The following is a 20,665-nucleotide window of genomic DNA, read 5'->3' as shown; positions in this document are numbered from 1 at the left end:
CTGTTATCTCTCTTCATTAAGATCAAAGGTATTATGCTTTCTTCAGGCCTAGTTCAACCAGGCGCTCGTTCAGGTACTCGCCTGCAGTTGCATCCGGATAAGCTTTCGGGTTTTGCTCATCAATGCAGCTCTCGAGGCAGGTCAGGTCCATTTCAGAACGTGGGTGCATAAAGAACGGGATAGAGTAGCGGGAAGTGTGCATCAGCTCGCGCGGCGGGTTTACCACTCGGTGGATGGTAGACTTCAGCTTGTTGTTTGTCAGGCGGGCCAGCATATCGCCTACGTTCACTACCACCTGCTCTGGCAACGCAGTGATCGGGATCCATTTGCCATCGCGGCGAAGCACCTGTAGGCCATCGGCGCTGGCACCCATCAGCAGCGTGATCAGGTTGATGTCGCCATGCTCTGCGGCACGAACGGCATCGGCTGGTACGCTATCCGGATCTTCGATAGGGAAGTAGTGGATCGGGCGCAGAATGCTGTTGCCATACTTCACTTTCTCGTCGAAGTAGGTTTCTTCCAAGCCCAGGTGCAATGCAATGGCACGCAGTACCTGCTTGCCGGCAGCTTCCAGCTTACGGTAAGCTTCCAGTGTTACCTGCTCAAGCTCCGGCACCTCTGCAGGCCAGATGTTAGCTGGGTACTCTGCTTTAATCGGGTCGTTGTCCGGGATATCGCCGAGCTCCTGGCCAACGTGGTAGAACTCTTTCAGGTCGCCGGTATTGAAGCCCTTTGCTTTTTCTTTTCCCTTGCCTACGTAACCACGCTGTCCGGCAAGTTCCGGGTTTTCATACTTCTGCTTTACCTCGTCTGGCAAGGCAAAGAATTTTTTAACAGCAGCATACAGTCTTTCCGTCAGCTCATCGCTCAGGCCATGGTTTCGAAGGGCAATAAACCCTATGTTTTGGTATGCCTGGCCCAGTTGCCCCACAAAGCGCGCTCTGCGTGCCTCATCTCCCGATGTAAAATCGGCTAAGTCCAATGAAGGCACTTCATCAAACAAAATTTCACTCATATAGTCTTTTCTGTATACTTTTTTGTGTATATCACGTAGTTCGCAATATACAAAGAAATATTTCTATCTTAGGCAGATTGCTTAACCAAACACCAAATACATGAAAAAAACATACGTCCTTCTGGCAGCGGCTTCGCTGCTGGCCTTTTCTTCCTGCGACACCACCCGCCAAACACAGGAAGCTGACACGCAAGTACCCGCTCAAACAACCAGAAGCACCGGAGGCCCGACTCCAAGTGGCGCTATTATGACCCAAGGTGGTCTCCGCGTATTTGCCTTTGATGACTCTCAGAAGTACCCTGAGTCGCAGCTGCGCCTGACCGTGCCGCCAGCTGGTGGTGTAGTGCAACCAGGTCCTGTGGAGTTCGTGTATGAAGTTTCGAACTTCCAGCTTACACGTATGACGCCGCACTCCAACGCCGAGCACCTGGCAAACTCACAGCAGGGGCAGCATATCCATAACATCGTGGATAACGAGCCTTACACAGCACACTACGAAACCACGTTCACGAAAGACCTGCCTGAAGGCGACCACGTGATCTTATCGTTCTTGTCAAGATCATACCACGAGAGCCTGAAACACAAAGGAGCTTATGACCTGCGCATGGTAACAGCCGGCAAACCGGCAGAGCGTATGCAGTTCGATCTGAAGGCGCCACATATGTTCTACAGCCGCCCTAAAGGAGAGTATGTAGGTAAAGACACCAAGCAGGTAATGCTGGACTTTTACCTGGTAAATACCACGCTTTCACCTTCCGGTAACAGAGTGCGTGCTACCATCAACGGCAACGAGTTTATGCTCGACCGCTGGATGCCATACATCATCGAAGGCTTGCCTATGGGTGAAACAACTATAAAGCTGGAACTGATAGACGGTGCCGGCGACGTAGTGCCTGGCCCCTATAACAGCGTAACCCGCACCATTACCTTGAAAGAAGCTTAATCTGATAAAGTATAAAGTTTAAACAGCCCGCTTCTATCATAAAGGAGCGGGCTGTTTTTTTGATATGTAAAAAGTCCCGACAGGATTATATGTTTAATTAGGTTTTCTATATATTTATTTAAATACTTGTGGCACAAAAGTATAGTACACACCTTCTTACCAATGATAGCTTGATAGGTATACTATACAAAACCATAGCCTGTAAAAATGAGAAAGCACCTCCTCTATGTTGTTTTGGCTTTGTTCTTCTTCTCTTGTGAGAAGGAAGAACAGGTGATAGTACCTGTTCCTGAGTTCACTATTCCGGATGAATTCTATACTACAGAGGAGTATGTTACCATCAAGGAAGTAAGCGAAGCGGATAGGTATCACTGGGATTTCGGCAATGGCACAACCTCTACACAGCGGGAGCCTGATTCGTTTATGTATGCTGAGCCAGGTACTTATACTGTTAAGCTAACAACTTATACAGCAGGCATTGCAAAAACAGTTGAGAAGGAAGTGAAAGTGGCACGGTTGTACGCCTACGAAGTACAGTTGCTGAGCTATATCGAAAACTACGCTTTAGAGGGCGGTGATGTCGCTGCTCCTTCAGAAGGTAATCCGGATGTATACTTACAGGTTTCTACCTATGAAAATAACGAAGAAAAGGTGCTATATAAAAGGGAAGTACAAGCCGCGGTTACAAGACAAGATCTACCTTTAACTTTTGCTGTGGATCGGATTGCGCTTGGTGGTAAAGATTTTGCGCAACATACACCTTTCTTTAAGTTTTTTGATCATAACCAGGACGCAGCGGATAGGCTAATTGCGCATAATTTAGTAGCAGGAGGTAGCAGCCGTTTATACCTGGACAAAGCTAAGAAAGAAGGATACTACTCACAGCAGCGTGGTAATACTGACTGGGGTTCTCATGTTGTTGTAAAGTTCAGAGTGGAGCTTCCATGATTTACTGGAGGTAATATAGTTTCTGTCGAAAAACAAAACGGCCACTTCAAAGTATGAAGTGGCCGTTTTGTATCTGGTTATACTTTAACTGTGAGCTGTTACGCTTTTGGAGTGCTTCCGCTCGACTGCCCTGGAGAGGCGATGGAGTTGCGCATATCCGTATCGGACTGGATGTTCTGCATTTTGTAGTAGTCCATAATGCCCAGGTTGCCACTGCGGAAAGCTGCCGAAATGGCCTGCGGAATCTCAACTTCTGCTGCGATAACGGAGGCACGTGCCTCCTGAGCTTTGGCCTTCATTTCCTGTTCTACGGCCACGGCCATGGCGCGGCGCTCTTCGGCTTTGGCTTCGGCAACTTTCAGGTCGGCATTGGCCTGGTCTATCTGCAGCTTGGCACCGATGTTTTCGCCTACGTCCACGTCCGCAATATCAATTGATAAAATCTCGTAGGCAGTACCCGCATCCAGACCCTTCTGCAGCACAAGTTTGGAGATAATATCAGGGTTCTCCAGCACCACTTTATGAGAAGCAGACGATCCGATGGAAGTAACGATACCTTCGCCGACACGGGCAAGTATGGTTTCCTCGCCGGCACCCCCTACCAGCTGCATGATGTTGGCCCGAACCGTAACACGGGCTTTTGCAATCAGCTGGATGCCATCTTGGGCGACAGCGGCCACATTTGGGGTGTTGATCACCTTTGGGTTAACCGAGGTAGTTACGGCCTCAAACACGTTACGGCCTGCCAGGTCGATGGCGGTTGCCTGCTTAAACGAGAGCGGGATGTTGGCTTTATCTGCCGAGATAAGTGCTTTGATCACATTGGGTACGTTGCCACCTGCCAGGTAGTGTGTTTCCAGGTCGTTGGTGGTAACGTCGATGCCGGCTTTGGTGGCGTTGATCATGGAGTTCACAATAAGGCTCGGCGGCACTTTGCGGATGCGCATAAATACCAGCTCCAGCAGGCCTACCCGTACTCCTGAAAACAAGGCCGTAATCCAGAGGCTGATCGGTACGAAGTATAAAAAGATAAGCAGCAGGATGATGCCGCCCGCAATCAAAAAAAGAACTGAGAGATTTTCCATCTGTAGGGTTTAACTTATTGCTTCTACTATAACTTTGTTAGGGGTGATGCTGATGATGCGCACCGGGGTATTGGCATCCACAAATTCTCCTTTTGTCTGTACTTCGTGGTGTTTCTCCCTGAACATGGCCGTACCCTGCGGACGCAGGGCAGATAGTGTAACACCCATTTCGCCGACCTCCAGGTTCTGCTGGTTTTCCTCGTTCATCCGGCTCTCAATGCGTCCTTTTAGGGCAAAACGAGTCCATACATCGGAACGGAAACTGAGAAAAAATGCGACGAACCCGATCAGCACGGAGGCGGCAAGTATCACATGCCCGGTGTTAGTGCCCAGGGCAGCATAGCCAATCCATACGCCAACGGCTACCAGCACAAAACCAAGTATGCCAATAACAGTGGTGCCCGGCACAAAGATCAGCTCCACAATGATGAGGACCAGACCAATGCCGATCAGCAGAATAACCGTTAACCAATCTAATAGCATATGCGTGCGCTGGTGCTTGTCTAGGTAAATATAGCAATTATGAATTATGAATTATGAATTATGAATTATGAATTATGAATTATGAATTATGAATTATGAATTCCATTTCTTTAAACGATAAAATCAGGAGCAGCGTCCTGCGTCTGAAATCCGGGAGCTAACATCTGGCTGAAACAAAAGCGCCTCCACCGAAACCGGCAGAGGCGCTTGAGGTAATTATGTTACAGTATACTTTCGAAAAACGGATAACGAAAAGCGAAAAATGAACTTAATAAGCCTTCGCAAAGTATACGCGCTGCTTCGATGGTTTTCCGGTCAGCATGTCCACACCTTCTTCTTCCGGGGTGTTAAGGGCGATGCAACGGATCGTAGCTTTGGTCTCTTCCTTGATGCGCTCTTCTGTTTCTGAAGTGCCGTCCCAGTGGGCCAGTACAAAGCCGCCTTTCGTTTCGAGCACCTGCTTGAACTCTTCGTAAGTATCCACTTTGGTGGTGTTCTCTTCCCGGAAGTTCAGGGCCTTGCTGTAGATGTTCTCCTGGATCTCGTCGAGCAGGGCAGGGATGTACGTCGCCAGGCTGTCGAATTGCTGCGAGCCTTTCTCTTTGGTGTCGCGACGGGCTACTTCGGCAGTGCCGTTCTCCAGGTCGCGGGCACCGATGGCAATGCGTACCGGCACACCTTTCAGCTCCCACTCGGCAAACTTAAAGCCAGGGCGCTCGGTATCACGGTCGTCATACTTCACGCTGATACCTTTTGCTTCCAGCTCCTTCTTCAGTTGCAGCACTTTCTCGCTGATCTGCGCCAGTTGCTCGTCGCCTTTGTAGATTGGCACGATCACTACCTGGATAGGCGCCAGTTTTGGAGGAAGTACAAGCCCTTCGTCATCAGAATGCGCCATGATCAGGGCACCCATCAAGCGGGTACTCACACCCCAGGAAGTTCCCCATACATACTCCAGGCCACCTTCTTTTGAGGCAAATTTCACATCAAATGCCTTGGCAAAGTTCTGGCCCAGGAAGTGCGATGTACCTGCCTGCAATGCCTTGCCATCCTGCATCAGTCCTTCGATACAATACGTATCCAGAGCGCCGGCAAAACGCTCGTTTGGCGTTTTTACCCCACGCACTACCGGCAGGGCAATGTACTGCTCGGCAAAGGTGGCGTATACTTCCAGCATTTGTTTTGTTTCGGCGATAGCCTCCTCAGCGGTAGCGTGTGCTGTATGGCCTTCCTGCCACAGGAACTCTGCTGTACGCAGGAACAGGCGCGTACGCATTTCCCAGCGCACTACGTTTGCCCACTGGTTTACAAGTATAGGCAGGTCGCGGTAGCTCTGGATCCAGTTTTTGTAGGTGTTCCAGATCACAGCCTCGGAAGTAGGACGCACGATGAGCTCCTCTTCCAGCTTGGCATTTGGGTCCACGCGCAGCTTGCCGGGCTTGTCCGGGTCTGTCTGTAAGCGGTAGTGGGTTACCACAGCACACTCCTTCGCAAAACCTTCGGCATTCTGCTCTTCGGCTTCGAACAGGCTCTTGGGGATGAACAGAGGGAAATAGGCGTTGGAGTGGCCTGTTGCTTTAAACATATCGTCCAGCACGCGCTGCATCTTCTCCCAGATGGCGTAACCATATGGCTTGATCACCATACAACCACGCACCGCTGAGTTTTCCGCCAAGCCTGCCTTCTTTACCAGCTCGTTGTACCACAAGGAGTAGTCTTCGCTTCTTTTAGGTAGCCCTTTGCTCATCTTTTTCTAAAATCTTTTAATTATATCGTCTTTTGTTAATCTTTTTGGAATAGATTTTGCTTTAGCAATAAAGTATGGAAATCATTCCGGCTCAAAATTACGTTAATAAATTATACTATTGACATGCTTTTGTGCGAATGTGCTTATCTTTGATATAGAAGAAGTTTTACCTTCAGGAGGCCATGAAAAAATTATCTATCTTAACTATAGCCCCGGTGCTCGCTTTGATCGGAGTGAGTTGCAGCGGCCCAACGGCCATGCAGGCTACCGAGTACGACGATTTGTACTACAGCTCCGCAGACAGAGCCAGAGATGCTCAGCAGCAGGAGGCACTGGCCTCGACCCGCTCCTACGAAGTGGCGGCCCCTGCCCGATCTAACGAAACCGCACCACCTGCCCGCGAAGAACAGGTGCTGTCAGAGGGCGAGGTGCTGAACCCGGAATACTCGTCTGAGAGTGCGGTATCGACAGAAAATTACGAAGGAGACGAATATTACGACGGCCGCAGGTATAACCCACGCGATAACTGGTACAGGCCAAACTATTCTTACATTGATCCTGCATGGGCCAATGCGGTGTACGATCCATGGTATCCGGGCTATAGCCGCTATGGTGGCTACGGCCGATATTATGATCCGTTCTATGATCCATTCATGTACGATTCTTATTACAGACCTTACCGCCCTTACTACGGCAGTGCGTTCACCATCAGCATAGGGCTTTCTTATGGCTGGGGTAACTGGTATCCGTACAGACCATATGGCTATGGCTGCTGGAGCTGCCATCCATATTATGGCTATGGTTATGGTTATGGCGGTTATGGTGGCTATTACGGCCACAACTACTGGTACGATCGCCCGGTGGTACATTCAAGAAAAGTGCAGTATGGCCCGCGTGAAGACAGAGCCACAGTGCCGACAACCGGTGTAGTTGGCAGACCGAACCGCAGACAGGACCAGTCGGTGCAGCAACAGCAAGATGCTGTTAATCCGGCAAATACAACAAACAGACCTGCACGCCCTGCCCGTGGCAACACCAGAACCGATATAGTGCCTGGCACCAATACCAGAGAGGCATTGCCTGCAACACCTAACCCGACAGGAAGTCCGAATTACCGCCGCAGCGAGCGAAATATTAACAGGCAACGGGTAAATGAGCAACCTGCTATACAGCAGCAGCAGCAGCCAGTACAGCGCCGTGAGGTGAGGCCGGCACAGCCGCAGGAAAGAGCCCCACGCAGAATGCGTGAAAGTGTGCCTAGTCGCGAGAGCAGCCAGCCAATTCGCCAGCAGCGTAACATTGAGAGCCGCCCAAGCTATGAGCAGCCACGCCGTGAGAGCAGCTCACCAAGCTACGAGCCACGCCGCGAAAGCAGCTCACCGGCTCCAAGCAACAACAGTGGCGGTGGTGGTCGCCCACGAAGAGGACAATAACCTACAAACTCAGCTACAGTAAATGAAGAAATATATCATGTTTTCGGCCAGCTTAGCACTTCTGCTAAGCTGGAGCGGAACCGCTTTTGCCCAAAATGAAACGGATGCTTTGCGCTACAGCCGTTTAGGTGTTTCCGGATCTGCACGTATTCAAGGTATAGGCGGGGCTCAGACGGCTTTAGGTGCCGATATCTCCACTATGATCAGTAACCCGGCCGGCTTAGGCCTGTTCCGCAGATCGGAGGTAAGTTTAAGCCCAGGGTTGCAATTACGATCTACAGATGCTAACACAAACGGTTTCTCCTCGTCAGAAGACCATAATGTTTTTACCATACCCAGTGCAGGCGTTGTGATCAGCAACAGTGGCGACAACGAAGACAAAGACTGGAAAGGCATAAACTTTGGCATCAGCTTAAACAGAATCAACAACTTTAACCAGCAGTTTTCTTACAGCAATACCATTCAGCCGCCCAACACCATTGTCGATTACTTTGCCGTACAGGCTACCGGCCGCACCGAGGCCGATCTGGATGCAGAGTATGGCAATTATACCACACTGGCAGGTTTGGCTTACGGCAACTATCTTATCAACTTCTTCGATGAATACGGGCAGGCAACTTCCTATGCAAACCCTCTTTATAGTGTGGGCGACATAAGCCAGCAGGAAGAGGTACAGCGCAGAGGTTCTCAGAACCAGATAGACATTGGCATTGGTACAAACTATAAAGACAAAGTATACCTGGGTGCCTCTGTTGGCATCATAACCACTGATTTTACGCAGGAGAGTATCTTCCGTGAATCAGGGCACTACATTGATCAGTTCGATGAAAATAACGAGCCTATCCTGGAAGGTGACTATAGCCTGGAACTACGCGATGAGTTTACAACAAGGGGCAATGGTATAAACCTGCGGGTTGGTGTTATTGCACGGCCATCTGATGCTGTAAGGATTGGTGCCAGCATCCAAACCCCTACTGCCTATACCCTGACTGACCAGTACCAGCGCACGCTTTACGCTACCACACTGAACCCGGAGACAGAACAGCCGGAAAACACCAGTGCGTCGGAAATACCAGGAGAGTTTAGCTATAACCTGACTACTCCTTTCAGAGCGAACGGCGGTGTTGCGGTATTTATCGGCAAGTATGGGTTTGTAACAGCGGACATAGAGTACGTGGATTACAGCGACAACAAGTTCAGGGAAGATGATGAGTTTGGCTCTACGAACAGCAGCTACTTTACAACTGTTAACAACAATATCTCCAGTCTGTATAAGTCTGCGGTGAACTATAAAATTGGTGCCGAAGGGCGCTACGAGGTATTCAGGTTCCGGGCCGGCTATGCCATTAACTCCAATCCGTACAAGAACAGCAGCTTCGACGGCAAAGTAAACAGCTTTACCCTCGGTGCCGGCTTCAGGCTGCAGAACTTTTACCTGGACGGAGCCTATGTGCACTCTACAGGCGAAAGCCTGTACTCACCCTATACTTTCTCGGATGGTGGGGAGCCCGTAGTAGGTATAAAAGATAAGCAAAGTACAGTGATGTTTACACTAGGCTATAACTTCTAAAGACCTGAAACATTCCTGTTTTCAGTGCAGCGGCGGCTCCGAAAGGGGCTGCCGCTTATTTTTTTAAATGCTATACTATACATTGTGCAACTGCCCAAGTATGGTTTTAGCTACAAACTATGGCAAAACCACATTATTCTGATAAATTAGCATGCTAAACTATAACAACCATTCTACACATGCATATCAACCTTAAAACAAACCTTTTGGCTGCCTTGCTCCTGTGTTTTGCCTTTGTGGCGCAGGCGCAACAGAAAAAGGAGGTCACCCTGGAGGATATCTACCGCAAGGGCACCTTCGCGGCTAAGTCGGTTTACGGCGTAAACTGGATGAACGACGGCCGCTACTACAGCTCCGAAGTAGCCGACGAGAAAAACGGTGTTACCGATATTGTAAAGTATGATGTTACCACAGGCCAGCCTGTTAACACCATCATCGAAGGCGAAGACCTGAAGCCGGAAGGCAGCACAGCTCCAATAAAGTTTGATGATTATACTTTCAGCTCAGACGAGAAGAAAGTACTTTTTGCTACTGACCGGGAGCAGATCTACCGCCGCTCTTCCAAGGCAGAGTTTTATGTGTATGACATTGCTTCTAAAAAGCTGACCAAACTGAGCAGCGGCGGCAAGCAGATGTACGCTACCTTCTCGCCGGATGCCAAGCGCGTGGCGTTTGCCCGCGAAGGCAACATGTTCTTCACAGACCTGAGCAACATGAAGGAAACGCAGATCACCAACACCGGCAAGTTCAACTCCATCATCAACGGTTATGCCGATTGGGTATATGAGGAGGAGTTCAGCTTTGCACAGGGCTTCCACTGGTCACCGGACGGCTCCAAGATTGCTTTTTATACGTTTGACGAGACAAAGGTACCCGAGTATAACATGCAGATGTGGGGAGAGCTGTATCCGAAGGACTACAAGTTCAAGTACCCGAAACCAGGCGAAGCCAACTCTGTTGTGACCGTATCGGTGTACAACGTGGGCAATGGCCAGACCGTAAAGATGGACACCGGCAACGAAACCGACATCTACATTCCGCGCATCAAATGGACAAGCGACGCAAACCTGCTGTCAATCCAGAAAATGAACCGCCTGCAGAATACCCTTGAGATCCTGCACGCCAACGCTACTACCGGCAAAGCCAACGTGGTGCTGAAAGAAACAGACAAAGCTTACATCGATATTACTGATGACCTGACTTACCTGAAAAATGGCAAGCACTTCATCCATTCTTCTGAAAAAGACGGATACAACCACCTGTACCTGTACAAGATGAATGGCAAACTAGAGCGCCAGATCACCAAAGGCAAGTGGGAGGTGAGCAGCTTTGTAGGCTTTGATGAGAAGAACGACGTGCTCTACTACATGTCAACGGAAGTATCGCCGCTGGACCGCCACCTGTACAGCATCAGCAGCAAAGGCAAAAACAAGAAGCGCCTTACTACAGAAGCCGGTACGCACAACATCAACATGAGCAACGACTTCAAGTACTACCTGGATTATGCTTCTGCAGCCAACACACCTACTACGGTTAGCCTGCACACCGCCAAAGATGGTAAGCTGATCAAGGTGCTGGAAGATAACAAAGCGCTTCGCGACCGACTGGCCCAGTACAATATCGCCAAGCAGGAGTTCTTTACCATGAAAACGTCAGACGGCACGCAGCTGAACGGCTGGATGATCAAGCCAACTGATTTTGACCCGAACAAGAAATACCCGGTGCTGATGTTTGTGTACGGCGGCCCGGGCTCGCAGACTGTTACCAATAGCTGGGGCGGCAGCAACTACCTGTGGTACCAGGTGCTGGCCGACAAAGGCGCCATCGTGGTAAGCGTGGATAACCGTGGTACCGGTGCCCGCGGCGCCGAGTTCAAGAAAGTGACTTACGCAAACCTGGGCAAGTATGAGATTGAAGATCAGATCGAAGCAGCCAAGTGGCTGGGCAACCAAGCATACGTGGACAAGAACCGCATCGGTATCTGGGGCCACAGCTTTGGCGGTTACATGACGCTGCTGGGCCTGACCAAAGGCAACGGTGTGTTCCGTGCCGGTGTGTCGGTAGCGCCTGTTACCAACTGGAGATTCTACGACAGCATCTATACCGAGCGCTACCTGAAAACACCACAGGAGAACGCAACCGGCTACGACGACAACTCTCCGCTGTTCTTTGCCGACAAACTGCAGGGCGAGCTGTTGCTCATCCATGGTACCGGCGACGATAACGTACACTTCCAGAACGCGGTGGAAATGCAGGACGCCCTGATCAGCGCCAACAAGCAGTTCGAAAGCTTCTATTACCCGAACCGTAACCACGGCGTGGGTGGCGGCATTACCAGCCTGCACCGCTTCACGATGATGACCGACTTCCTGGAGCGCAACCTGATCAACCCGGCTACAGAGAAGAACAACCAGTAAGTATAAATTCAATGAAAGTATAAAAGCCCGCCTGCACAAGGCGGGCCTTTTATGTTTGCGGGTTTTATGAAACTATACTTTAAGAAGTATAAAAAGAGGCAGAAAGATAAAACTGTATACAACGTATAAGTATACATTTATACTTGCCTTAAATTATTAACTCATAATGGTTTAACGCAAGTATAACCTGTTTGCAACCCATGCTCTAAAACTATGATAAAGCCATTTCTACTTTTTCTGCTGCTCCTGTTCGGGGGCTTTCAAACCAACAATGCTGCCCGCGATAAGGCTCTTGAAAGTATGGCCAACGCCGAGCGCGCTTTCTCCGCTGCTTCTGTTAAAAATGGAATAAAGGCCGCTTTCCTGGAGAACCTGGCAGATGACGCCATCGTGTTTTTGCCCGGGCCAGTGAACGGGAAAGAAGGGTATGGCAAGCAGCCCGAATCTCCTGCGAAACTGAGTTGGTATCCTGCTTACGCCGATATTTCTGCCTCCCCCGACTGGGGCTATACCACCGGGCCCTACGAGCTCCGACCCAAGCCCGAAGACGAGAAACCAACAGGGGCAGGGTTCTATTTATCGGTGTGGAAAAAGCAGGCAGATGGAAAGTGGAAGGTCGCCGTTGATATGGGAAATTCGTTCTCTCCGGACCTGATAAAAAAAGTAGTATACCAGCCAACCCCACCGGCAAAAGGGAAAGCAGCCAAAGGCACCGAAGCGCAGCTTCTGCAGCAGGATACGGCCACCACGCAGGCCTATCATCCTGAAACCATCGTGTACAGGGCTGGCGTTTACCCGTATCACTTCAAAGAAAAAACCACCAAATCGGAAACCGATGTAACCTATACCACCCTCGGCCACGACATTTCGCCGGCAGCCGACATGGCTTTTACTTATGGCAGCTATACCCGTGGCTCAGGCGAGCAGGCAGAAAGCGGTTACTACCTGAAAGTATGGAAAGTGCTTGAGGGGAAGTGGCAGTTGGCAGCGCACAACCTGGTGCCGGGTAAGAAATAGCACAATCATCTGCCTGTCAGCCTGGCCAGGCAGGCGTACAGGTATTGCTTTTCCTGTTCCTCAACGGGCAGCCTGTCTATGTGGCCGTGGAGCTGAGCTACTGTTACTTCCGGCTTTGATTTTGGGCTAAGTTTATACTTTTGCAGTTCTTCTGCGAGCGCCTGTATCTGTATCGCTATCTCATCGGCCCTGGAGGTAAACTGGTTCAGCAGCCAGAGCAGCCTGTTCAACAGTTCATTCGGATTGTGGTCGGGATAGCGGATGCAGTGGTCTATTTCGCTCCAGCCTTCTTCAAAAAGGGTTTTTACCTGCACCTCAACAAAGTATAAGCGCCGGTTCGGGCTTACTTTTATAATGTAGTGCTGGGCCTGGTAACCCCGCTCATTCACAAAGATCCTGTACTTATCGGAGGCGAACTGTTGAGCATAGGATGTCATTTGGCTCTTGACATAGGCATAAGGCTCCCGTTTCAGTTCCCAGACCTGCTGTATGTACTTCCCGATATCGTGGCAGGCTTGTTTGTAGAGGTGCAGGATGCGCACGCCCACCAGGTCGTTTATAAACTCCAGGTAGTTGCCGGTGGTTACGTGTCGGTTCGGGTACTCTTGCTTCTTCCGGATGATCTTTTTAAGCAGGTGCAGCGGTTCTTTTACCCGGTAGCGCACGGCGTGCACATCTTTTTGCCGCTTCAGAGCGTTGGCTACGAGCAAAGCCACGTCCTCGAGTTCATCGAGCCGGGAAGTATAATCGTTGTAGATTGCTACCAGTTCCTGTGCCTCAATGCCCTGCGCATGCAGGTTCTCCTCGCTTTCCTCAAGTATGGAAAGTATAAAACGTAAGCTGGCTTTATCGGTAAAACTGCTTTTGCTCATTGCGTGAGGGCATTACCAAAGCCCTCCTGACAAAGTATATCCGATTTAACGCGAAATGTTACAGACCATCAATGTATTAAGGCTGCCTTTTACTCCTCTACACCCAACTGTGCATTTATAAGCGGTGTTTTTGGTGCCAGGAAAAAGCCTGTAAGGCTGGCAAACATGATTGGTATAAAATGATGAAAGCCGGTTAAGGTTGACAGAAGTATAATCGTGCTGATCGGAGTGCGCGTAACGCAGGCGTTGATGGCAGCCATACAGCTTACCATGATCAGCGGCAGGTTCTGACCCGGAAACAGGTTGTTTACGATCATACCTACGGTAGCACCCACAAAGAACAGCGGAATGATAAAACCACCTCGCCAGCCTGAGGTAACGGTGAGCGCAATGGCGAAGATTTTGGCTATTAAAAGTATAATCAAAAACTCTACAGTAAAGCTCTCTTCCAGCAGTACATTCAATTGGTCGTGGCTGAAGTAGCGGGAGAGGGGCACAAAGTATGCAATGGTACCGATCAGCAGCCCACCCGCCATCATTTTTACATAGATCGGCACTCCAAACTTCTTGAACACACTACGGCACTGTCGTACCACAAAAATGAACAGCCAGCCTGCTGCCGTACCTGCCAGCGCATACAGCATGGCATAGAAAAAGTCGTTGAGCTCGGGCGTGGAATACACCGGGAAATTCCAGGTTGGGCCGATACCGATGTGCGTGATAAGTATAAAGATAACGTAGCTGGAGCAGCTGGCTACAAAGGCAGGTATAAGCGCCTGGTAATACTCCACTACGTGCTTGTGGTGCAGAATTTCGAGAGCAAACAAGGTGCCGCCCAGCGGTGCCCCAAACAAGGCGGTAAAGGCAGCAGCCATACCGGCTATGGTTAATGAGCGCAGGTCCTCGCCGCGAATCTTTAGCTTCTTGGCGATCCAGGTGCCGGTAGAGCCCACCACCTGCACCAGCGGCGCTTCCGGTCCGGCACTGCCGCCACTGGCAATACACAACCACGACGACAGGATCATGGAGGGGTTGTTCTTCGGCTCCAGGTGCCCGCCCTTAAAGCGGATGTTGTTTACGATCAGATCCATCTCGCCGGGGTCGCCAAGTTTATGGATGATGATACCTGCCAGCAAGCCAGCCGCAGCCATCAAAGGTATAACCCACAGTCCCTGAATAGGTGCCAGGAAATGAAGAAAACCTTCGAGCACCGTCCAGTACAACCCTGCAATAACGCCGCCCACTATGCCAATGGCAACCCACAGCAAAAAGATCTTGCTGAACACAAAGGGGTTAAACTGCAAAGGATAATTTATCTGGTTACGGAGCGTAACAGCCAGTCGTCGTCTCTTAAAGTCCATCGAGCAAAGGTACGGATAAATTGGGGAGGGGGTAAGAGGCTGTGGGAGATTAAGGCGGAAGTACAGGTATGGGAAAAAAGGATCAGGTAAGGAAATATAAAGTATAGTTCCCCTGTCAATCTGGAAGAATCTTGGTGGAGGAGAGGTTAGGCTTTTATGGTTCTCTTATGCAAGTTCGCGACAGCAGGAGCCTTTCATTTTGAAGACCGAGTTATAATTATTTACGAAGGAGAACACATGGGCTTATTTCCAATAATAGATTACAACTCTAGAAATGGTGCCGTTTGTTTTAAAGTTATAGGTGCTTTCTTCGCTATCAGAAGAGCTATAATCTCCTAGAAGTTCATCTTCGTCTGAACTCACATAAAAAAGACAAAGTGATTCATAAAAGTATTCATCTGGAACCTGAAATTCATCTGGCACTAAATATTCCTCATCACTAGGTCCATCATAGCCCATTTGAATATTCTTTCCCTTTATTGCTTCTGCTATTGGAATACCTACTCCCAAACCATCCTTTGTCTTAAACTTAGGAGAGTAAATTTCTATATAGCCAGTAATGTCTTCTTGGGTTTTCCGGCCAAAGTAAAACAGCTTCTCATCCTTTAAAGAAACCAGGAAACCGTTTTCAACTTCTTCAACTTTATACTTTCGCTTAGCCAGTTTCAGAGCATCCTTGATTGGCATTCCTAGTGAGATTTCTCCCGCAGATGTGGCTGTGATTAAATCATCATTTCCTGCTTGTGCTATCGATTGAAGGGAGCACAAGAGAAGTATAATGATGGTTGAAAATAAAGTTTTCACGCGCCTCATACCTACAACTTCACACAAACATTCTGCGGCTCGGTAAAGAAGCGTAGTGCTTCAAAGCCGCCTTCTCGGCCAACGCCGGAGTTTTTCATGCCGCCGAAAGGCGTTCTTAAATCCCGCAGGAGCCAGGTGTTTATCCAAATGATGCCGGAGTGTACCTGGTGCGCCACGCGGTGTGCCCGCTGCAGGTTGTTTGTCCAGATGGTGGCGGAGAGGCCGTAGTCGGTGCAGTTGGCGTATTGGATTACTTCTTCTTCGGTGTCGAAAGGGGTGAGCGTTACTACCGGGCCGAAGATCTCTTCGGTGTTGGTGCGGCAGTTGTAAGGGAGTCCTTCGATGATGGTAGGGGCGATGAACCAACCGTTCTGGCACCGTCCTTCTACCTGCACCTGGTGTCCGCCGGTAAGTATAGTTCCGCCTTCCTGTTTAGCCAGCTCGATGTAAGATAACACTTTTTGCATGTGCTGCTCTGATACCACGGCACCTAGTTTGGTACCTTCCTCCATCGGATCACCTACTGTCATGGCCTGTACCTTCTCTACAAAGGCATTCCGAAATTGCTCGTACAGCGGCCGCTCAATGAAAATGCGGGAGCCGCAAAGGCAGATCTGACCCTGGTTGGCAAAAGAGGAGTGGATGGAAGTATGCAGCGCGTTGTTGAAATCGCAATCGGCGAAGATGATGTTCGGGTTCTTGCCTCCCAATTCCAGCGACAGCTTCTTGAACATAGGTGCTGCCGTGGCCGCAATGGTACGGCCGGTAGTGGTGCCGCCTGTAAAGGAGATAACCGGAACCTTCGGGTGCGCCGTAATAGCCGCACCAACCTTATGCCCGTAACCATGCACGATGTTCAGCACGCCTGCCGGCAATCCGGCCTCTATGCATATCTCCGAAAGCAAGTAAGCTGTCATCGGCGTTACTTCAGACGGTTTGGCTACCACGCAATTGCCGGCGGCAAGGGCAGGAGCGATCTTCCAGGTAAACAGGTATAAAGGCAGGTTCCAGGGCGAGATACAGCCGGCTACGCCATGCGGATGGCGCACAGTATAGTTAATGGCTTCGGTGCCCTCCATGTAATGCGCCTCCGAAGCGAAATGCTGAATAGCTGTGCCATAAAAGCGCATGTTGCTGCTGGCTCTAGGTATATCCACCGACTTCGCCAGTTTCAGCGGCTTGCCGTTGTCTACAGACTCAGCCTCGGCCAAACGGTCCAGGTTCTGGTCGATCAGGTCGGCGATCTTCATCAGGATCTGTCCACGTTTCTCGGCAGGCGTGTTAGACCATGCCGGAAAAGCTTTCAGCGCAGCCTGCACTGCCTGCTCCACATCCTGCTCGTCTGAATTGGGAATCAAAGAGTATACTTCGCCGGTAGCCGGGTTATAGTTGTCGATATACTTTCCTGCTACCGGTGCTGCCAATTGGCCGTTTATGTAGTTCTGAAGCTTCACTGCGTTCGCAATTATGAATTACAAATTAGGAATGGGCGATCAATTATCAATCAACAATCACCAATTAACAATCAACAACTCTACAAACACCCCGTCCTGCCACCATCAACCGGCACGTTGATGCCGTTGATGTATGCTGCGGCTGGTGTAGCTAGAAATGCAGCAGCGGCTGCTACTTCTTCCGGCTCAGCAAAGCGGCGGGCTGGTATTTCGGCCATCATTTCTTCTTCTACTTGGTCTATATTGCTGGCAGTTTTGTTGGCCTTGTTTTCGATGATAGACTCCAGGCGGCCGGTACGGGTAGCGCCGGGCAGCACATTGTTCACAGTTATACCAAACTGTCCCAGCTCATTTGCCATCGTTTTAGCCCAGCTCGCCACCGCGCCACGTATGGTGTTGGATACACCTAACCCGTGCAACGGCTGTTTTACCGAGGTGCTGATGATGTTGATGATGCGGCCATACCCTGCTTCTTTCATGCCCGGTATCACAGCTTTCGCCAGCAAGTGGTTCGCGATCAGGTGCTGGTTAAAGGCATTCTGAAATTCATCAGAAATAGCTTCTGTAATCGATCCGCCGGCCGGGCCACCGGTGTTGTTCACCAGTATGTGTATGGTTGCAGCCTGCTGCACATACGCCTGTATGGTCAGGTTCAGTCCGTACGGGTCTGTGAAGTCTGCAACCACGAAATCATGTTGCTGTTCTTTGCTGCTGTCCAGCTGTTTAAGTACATCCTGTAGTTTAGCTTCGTTTCGGGCTACTAAGGTAACATTAGCCCCAAGTTGTGCCAGCTCCACGGCTATTGCTTTACCAATGCCCTGTGTGCTGCCGCAAACGATGGCGCGTTTATTTGTCAGGTCTAAATTCATAAGATAAATGTACGGAAAAGGCTTTAAACTTGTGCAGAAGTACGAAAGCCAGCCAAACAATAGCTACCAATTTCAGTTGGTTTTGCGTACCTTCAACATATCAACCTAATGCTACAAAACTATGGCCATACAACGACCTTTCAACTTTAAGCAGTGGATAGACGAACACCGCCACCTGCTTAAGCCGCCTGTAGGCAACCAGCAGGTATACAAAGGCAACGACGACTTTATTGTGATGGTGGTGGGCGGCCCCAATGCCCGCAAAGATTACCATTACGACGAGAGCGAGGAGTTCTTCTACCAGGTGGAAGGCGACATTGTGCTGAAGATCATAGAAGATGGCAAACCGGTGGATATTCCGATCCGGGAAGGGGAGATATTCCTGCTGCCTCCACGCGTGCCGCACTCGCCGCAACGCCCTGCCAATACCGTAGGCCTTGTGATAGAACGCTACCGACGTGAAGGAGAGAAGGACGGATTTATGTGGTTCTGCGAGAACTGTGGCAACAAACTGCACGAAGACTATACCGAAGTAACCGACATCGTGAAGCAGCTGCCGGTAATCATGGGCAACTTCTGGGACAACGAAGACCTGCGCACCTGCAAGAAGTGTGGGGAAGTGCTGCAACCTCCGGTAAAGCCTGCCGAAGCAGTTAAATAATCTATGTATCCAGATCTTGTTACCGAGCGGCTTATACTATGCCTGATCAAACCTTCCGATGCAGAATTTATACTTCAGGGATTATCAGATAAGCGGGTAACCGAGTATTATGCCGTACATTTTGATACGCTGGAGGCAGTGCAGGAGCAGATGCAGTTTTACGACAGCCTTATACAAAACAATACAGGCGCCTGGTGGGCATTCTCGTTGAAAGGAAGCAATCAGTTGATCGGGGCCTGTGGCCTGAGCAGCCTGGAGGCAGAACACCAAAAGGCCGAGATCGGCTTCTGGCTGCTGCCTGACTACTGGGGAAAAGGCTATGTTCCGGAAGCTGCAAGGGCTGTTCTGAAGTATAGCTTTGAGCAGCTGGCCCTCAACCGCATCGAAGCCATTGTAGAAGGCGGCAACGATCAATCTGAAAAAGTACTGCAAAAGCTTGGCTTTATTAGGGAGGGCAGGCTGCGCGAACGCGAGATCAAGCATGGCCGGTTTATCGACCTGATCTACTACAGCCTTTTAAAAACAGAGTGGCAAGGGCAAGTATAAGCTTTTGCCAGAAACGTGCGTACAAAGTATAAAATGCTTATATTGTTGGATTGCCTGGTTCTGCCGGGCTTCGTATAGCAGCATTTCCGTCCGTTTAGCAGCATGCAAGAGAATACGTCTACTTCACCTATACTTTCCGATCATGATCTGTTAAAGATCGATATCCACACGCATATATTGCCGGCTACCTGGCCTAATTTGCGTGAGCGCTACGGCTATGGAGGCTTTATCCGGCTGGAGCACCACAAGCCCTGCTGCGCCCGTATGATGATGGACGATAAGTTCTTTCGCGAGATTCAGGACAACTGCTGGGACCCAAAGGTGCGCATGCACGAGTGCAGCCAGCACAAAGTAGGCGTACAGGTGCTGAGCACAGTGCCGGTTATGTTCAATTACTGGGCCAAGCCGCAGGATACCCACGACCTCTCCCGTATGCTGAACAACCACATCGCCAGCGTGGTAGCCGATTACCCGGACCGCTTCATTGGCCTTGGCACCATCCCGATGCAGGATACCGATTTGGCCATAAAAGAGCTGGAACGATGCGTTAAGGAACTGGGCATGCCGGGCGTACAGATCGGCTCGAATGTGAATGACTGTAACCTGGATGAACCAAAGCTTTTCCCGATTTTTGAAGCGGCGCAGGACCTGGGAGCAGCCATCTTTGTGCACCCCTGGGATATGCTGGGTAAGGACCGCATGGGCAAATTCTGGATGCCCTGGCTGGTGGGCATGCCCGCCGAAACAACTGTGGCGATCTGTTCCATGATCTTCGGAGGCGTACTGGAGCGACTGCCGAAACTACGGGTTGCTTTTGCTCACGGTGGCGGTTCATTCCCGGCCACGATCGGGCGTATTGCCCACGGCTTTGAAGTACGGCCTGACCTCTGTGCTATTGATAACAACGTAAACCCACGCGAGTACCTGGGCAAGTTCTACTTCGATTCGCTGGTGCACGACCCGATGGCCCTGGACTACCTGGTGAACCTGGTCGGAGCTAACTGCATTGCCCTCGGCACCGACTATCCTTTCCCACTTGGCGAACTCGAGCCCGGCAAACTTATCGAATCCATGCCTTATGATCTGGCTACCAAAGAACGCATGCTCAGTGGTACTGCCCTGGAATGGCTGAACCTGAAAAAGGAGCAATTTGTGAAAGGGGTTGCGCCTATCAGGGATCAGAAAGCGGGAGTAGCGAAGATAATTACTCACTCTTAATTACGAATGGTAGGAGAGGCGAGGGGCTCTGCTGTTCCTCCTCATGCCGCAAGCTTAGCGCCAGCACAACTAGTGGCTTACATTAAGGCCAGTTTGTAACTGGCGGAATAAGTTGCATTCTCATTCTGGCTCATAAATTATTCCCGCGCCTTAGAATAATATCGAGTCTACAATTCGATCGGGTCGAAAGGCCAGGCTATAGTTCGCGTTATGACAGGCAAA

Annotated in this window: 18 protein-coding genes; 9 read left to right on the top strand and 9 right to left on the bottom strand. The window is 50.2% G+C overall.

Translation table 11 applies throughout. The features are described 5' to 3' along the window. Positions 1–31: 31 nt before the first annotated feature. Positions 32–1,015 (bottom strand): isopenicillin N synthase family dioxygenase, encoded by a 984-nt coding sequence (locus tag MJ611_RS04805; RefSeq protein WP_250428374.1) that lies wholly within the window; start codon positions 1,013–1,015, stop codon positions 32–34. Between the two features lie 100 nt (positions 1,016–1,115). Here MJ611_RS04805 and MJ611_RS04800 point away from each other — a divergent pair, with 100 nt between their 5' ends. Both MJ611_RS04800 and MJ611_RS04795 read left to right on the top strand, forming a co-directional pair. After that, on the top strand, positions 1,116–1,958 hold the full coding sequence (locus MJ611_RS04800; RefSeq protein ID WP_250428373.1) for a hypothetical protein: 843 nt from the start codon (positions 1,116–1,118) through the stop codon (positions 1,956–1,958). A 207-nt stretch (positions 1,959–2,165) separates the two neighbouring features. Further along, positions 2,166–2,906 carry a PKD domain-containing protein gene (locus tag MJ611_RS04795; RefSeq protein WP_250428372.1) on the top strand — a complete coding sequence of 247 codons (741 nt, stop codon included), beginning with the start codon at positions 2,166–2,168 and terminating at the stop codon, positions 2,904–2,906. Positions 2,907–3,004: 98 nt separating this feature from the next. Here MJ611_RS04795 and floA read toward each other — a convergent pair whose 3' ends face one another. The 3 genes from floA to proS form a co-directional block, all read right to left on the bottom strand. Then, positions 3,005–3,991: a flotillin-like protein FloA gene (floA, locus tag MJ611_RS04790; protein ID WP_250428371.1), complete on the bottom strand. Its 987-nt coding sequence runs from the start codon at positions 3,989–3,991 to the stop codon at positions 3,005–3,007. A 9-nt stretch (positions 3,992–4,000) separates the two neighbouring features. Beyond that, the gene (locus tag MJ611_RS04785) at positions 4,001–4,474 is read right to left on the bottom strand and encodes an NfeD family protein (RefSeq protein ID WP_250428370.1); all 474 of its coding nucleotides are present in this window, start codon (positions 4,472–4,474) and stop codon (positions 4,001–4,003) included. A 268-nt stretch (positions 4,475–4,742) separates the two neighbouring features. After that, on the bottom strand, positions 4,743–6,221 hold the full coding sequence (proS, locus tag MJ611_RS04780) for a proline--tRNA ligase (RefSeq protein WP_250428369.1): 1,479 nt from the start codon (positions 6,219–6,221) through the stop codon (positions 4,743–4,745). 182 nt (positions 6,222–6,403) lie between these two features. Here proS and MJ611_RS20615 point away from each other — a divergent pair, with 182 nt between their 5' ends. The 4 genes from MJ611_RS20615 (at position 6,404) to MJ611_RS04760 (ending at position 12,658) form a co-directional block, all read left to right on the top strand. Continuing rightward, positions 6,404–7,654, top strand: coding sequence for a hypothetical protein (locus MJ611_RS20615; protein WP_317233133.1), 1,251 nt, complete (start codon positions 6,404–6,406; stop codon positions 7,652–7,654). A gap of 22 nt (positions 7,655–7,676) precedes the next feature. Then, positions 7,677–9,224 (top strand): OmpP1/FadL family transporter, encoded by a 1,548-nt coding sequence (locus MJ611_RS04770; protein ID WP_250428368.1) that lies wholly within the window; start codon positions 7,677–7,679, stop codon positions 9,222–9,224. A 179-nt stretch (positions 9,225–9,403) separates the two neighbouring features. Beyond that, on the top strand, positions 9,404–11,641 hold the full coding sequence (locus MJ611_RS04765) for a S9 family peptidase (protein WP_250428367.1): 2,238 nt from the start codon (positions 9,404–9,406) through the stop codon (positions 11,639–11,641). Between the two features lie 213 nt (positions 11,642–11,854). Beyond that, positions 11,855–12,658: a YybH family protein gene (locus tag MJ611_RS04760; RefSeq protein ID WP_250428366.1), complete on the top strand. Its 804-nt coding sequence runs from the start codon at positions 11,855–11,857 to the stop codon at positions 12,656–12,658. A gap of 5 nt (positions 12,659–12,663) precedes the next feature. On the opposite strand, the gene MJ611_RS04755 is transcribed toward MJ611_RS04760, so the two are convergent. From MJ611_RS04755 to MJ611_RS04735, 5 genes are all read right to left on the bottom strand, one after another. Further along, positions 12,664–13,530 (bottom strand): RelA/SpoT domain-containing protein, encoded by an 867-nt coding sequence (locus MJ611_RS04755; RefSeq protein WP_250428365.1) that lies wholly within the window; start codon positions 13,528–13,530, stop codon positions 12,664–12,666. A gap of 89 nt (positions 13,531–13,619) precedes the next feature. Continuing rightward, entirely contained in the window at positions 13,620–14,891 is a 1,272-nt protein-coding gene (locus MJ611_RS04750; RefSeq protein WP_250428364.1) for a chloride channel protein, read from the bottom strand. A 243-nt stretch (positions 14,892–15,134) separates the two neighbouring features. Continuing rightward, complete coding sequence (locus MJ611_RS04745) at positions 15,135–15,695, bottom strand: hypothetical protein (protein ID WP_250428363.1); 561 nt, start codon at positions 15,693–15,695, stop codon at positions 15,135–15,137. An 11-nt stretch (positions 15,696–15,706) separates the two neighbouring features. Continuing rightward, a complete protein-coding gene (locus MJ611_RS04740; protein WP_250428362.1) occupies positions 15,707–17,149 on the bottom strand; it encodes an aldehyde dehydrogenase in 1,443 nt (480 codons plus the stop codon). A gap of 80 nt (positions 17,150–17,229) precedes the next feature. After that, positions 17,230–18,018: an SDR family oxidoreductase gene (locus MJ611_RS04735; protein WP_250428361.1), complete on the bottom strand. Its 789-nt coding sequence runs from the start codon at positions 18,016–18,018 to the stop codon at positions 17,230–17,232. A 121-nt stretch (positions 18,019–18,139) separates the two neighbouring features. Between MJ611_RS04735 and MJ611_RS04730 the strand changes: the two genes are divergently transcribed. The 3 genes from MJ611_RS04730 (at position 18,140) to MJ611_RS04720 (ending at position 20,443) form a co-directional block, all read left to right on the top strand. Continuing rightward, entirely contained in the window at positions 18,140–18,679 is a 540-nt protein-coding gene (locus MJ611_RS04730; RefSeq protein ID WP_250428360.1) for a 3-hydroxyanthranilate 3,4-dioxygenase, read from the top strand. A gap of 3 nt (positions 18,680–18,682) precedes the next feature. Further along, positions 18,683–19,225 (top strand): GNAT family N-acetyltransferase, encoded by a 543-nt coding sequence (locus tag MJ611_RS04725; RefSeq protein ID WP_250428359.1) that lies wholly within the window; start codon positions 18,683–18,685, stop codon positions 19,223–19,225. A 102-nt stretch (positions 19,226–19,327) separates the two neighbouring features. Then, positions 19,328–20,443 (top strand): amidohydrolase family protein, encoded by a 1,116-nt coding sequence (locus MJ611_RS04720; protein ID WP_250428358.1) that lies wholly within the window; start codon positions 19,328–19,330, stop codon positions 20,441–20,443. Positions 20,444–20,665: the final 222 nt, after the last annotated feature.

Source organism: Pontibacter ruber (genome assembly GCF_023630205.1).
Lineage (GTDB): Bacteria > Bacteroidota > Bacteroidia > Cytophagales > Hymenobacteraceae > Pontibacter > Pontibacter ruber.
Note: the sequence above shows the minus strand (reverse complement) of the source record. Positions and strands in the feature narration are given on the sequence as shown.

Bases quoted from the DNA above. Each gene is read 5' to 3' on its own strand.
- MJ611_RS04795 (WP_250428372.1), top strand. From the start codon at position 2,166: ATGAGAAAGCACCTCCTCTATGTTGTTTTGGCTTTGTTCTTCTTCTCT.
- MJ611_RS04805 (WP_250428374.1), bottom strand. From the start codon at position 1,015: ATGAGTGAAATTTTGTTTGATGAAGTGCCTTCATTGGACTTAGCCGAT.
- MJ611_RS04750 (WP_250428364.1), bottom strand. From the start codon at position 14,891: ATGGACTTTAAGAGACGACGACTGGCTGTTACGCTCCGTAACCAGATA.
- MJ611_RS04770 (WP_250428368.1), top strand. From the start codon at position 7,677: ATGAAGAAATATATCATGTTTTCGGCCAGCTTAGCACTTCTGCTAAGC.
- MJ611_RS04800 (WP_250428373.1), top strand. From the start codon at position 1,116: ATGAAAAAAACATACGTCCTTCTGGCAGCGGCTTCGCTGCTGGCCTTT.
- MJ611_RS04765 (WP_250428367.1), top strand. From the start codon at position 9,404: ATGCATATCAACCTTAAAACAAACCTTTTGGCTGCCTTGCTCCTGTGT.
- proS (WP_250428369.1), bottom strand. From the start codon at position 6,221: ATGAGCAAAGGGCTACCTAAAAGAAGCGAAGACTACTCCTTGTGGTAC.
- MJ611_RS04720 (WP_250428358.1), top strand. From the start codon at position 19,328: ATGCAAGAGAATACGTCTACTTCACCTATACTTTCCGATCATGATCTG.
- MJ611_RS04755 (WP_250428365.1), bottom strand. From the start codon at position 13,530: ATGAGCAAAAGCAGTTTTACCGATAAAGCCAGCTTACGTTTTATACTT.
- MJ611_RS04725 (WP_250428359.1), top strand. From the start codon at position 18,683: ATGTATCCAGATCTTGTTACCGAGCGGCTTATACTATGCCTGATCAAA.
- floA (WP_250428371.1), bottom strand. From the start codon at position 3,991: ATGGAAAATCTCTCAGTTCTTTTTTTGATTGCGGGCGGCATCATCCTG.
- MJ611_RS20615 (WP_317233133.1), top strand. From the start codon at position 6,404: ATGAAAAAATTATCTATCTTAACTATAGCCCCGGTGCTCGCTTTGATC.
- MJ611_RS04760 (WP_250428366.1), top strand. From the start codon at position 11,855: ATGATAAAGCCATTTCTACTTTTTCTGCTGCTCCTGTTCGGGGGCTTT.
- MJ611_RS04730 (WP_250428360.1), top strand. From the start codon at position 18,140: ATGGCCATACAACGACCTTTCAACTTTAAGCAGTGGATAGACGAACAC.
- MJ611_RS04785 (WP_250428370.1), bottom strand. From the start codon at position 4,474: ATGCTATTAGATTGGTTAACGGTTATTCTGCTGATCGGCATTGGTCTG.
- MJ611_RS04735 (WP_250428361.1), bottom strand. From the start codon at position 18,018: ATGAATTTAGACCTGACAAATAAACGCGCCATCGTTTGCGGCAGCACA.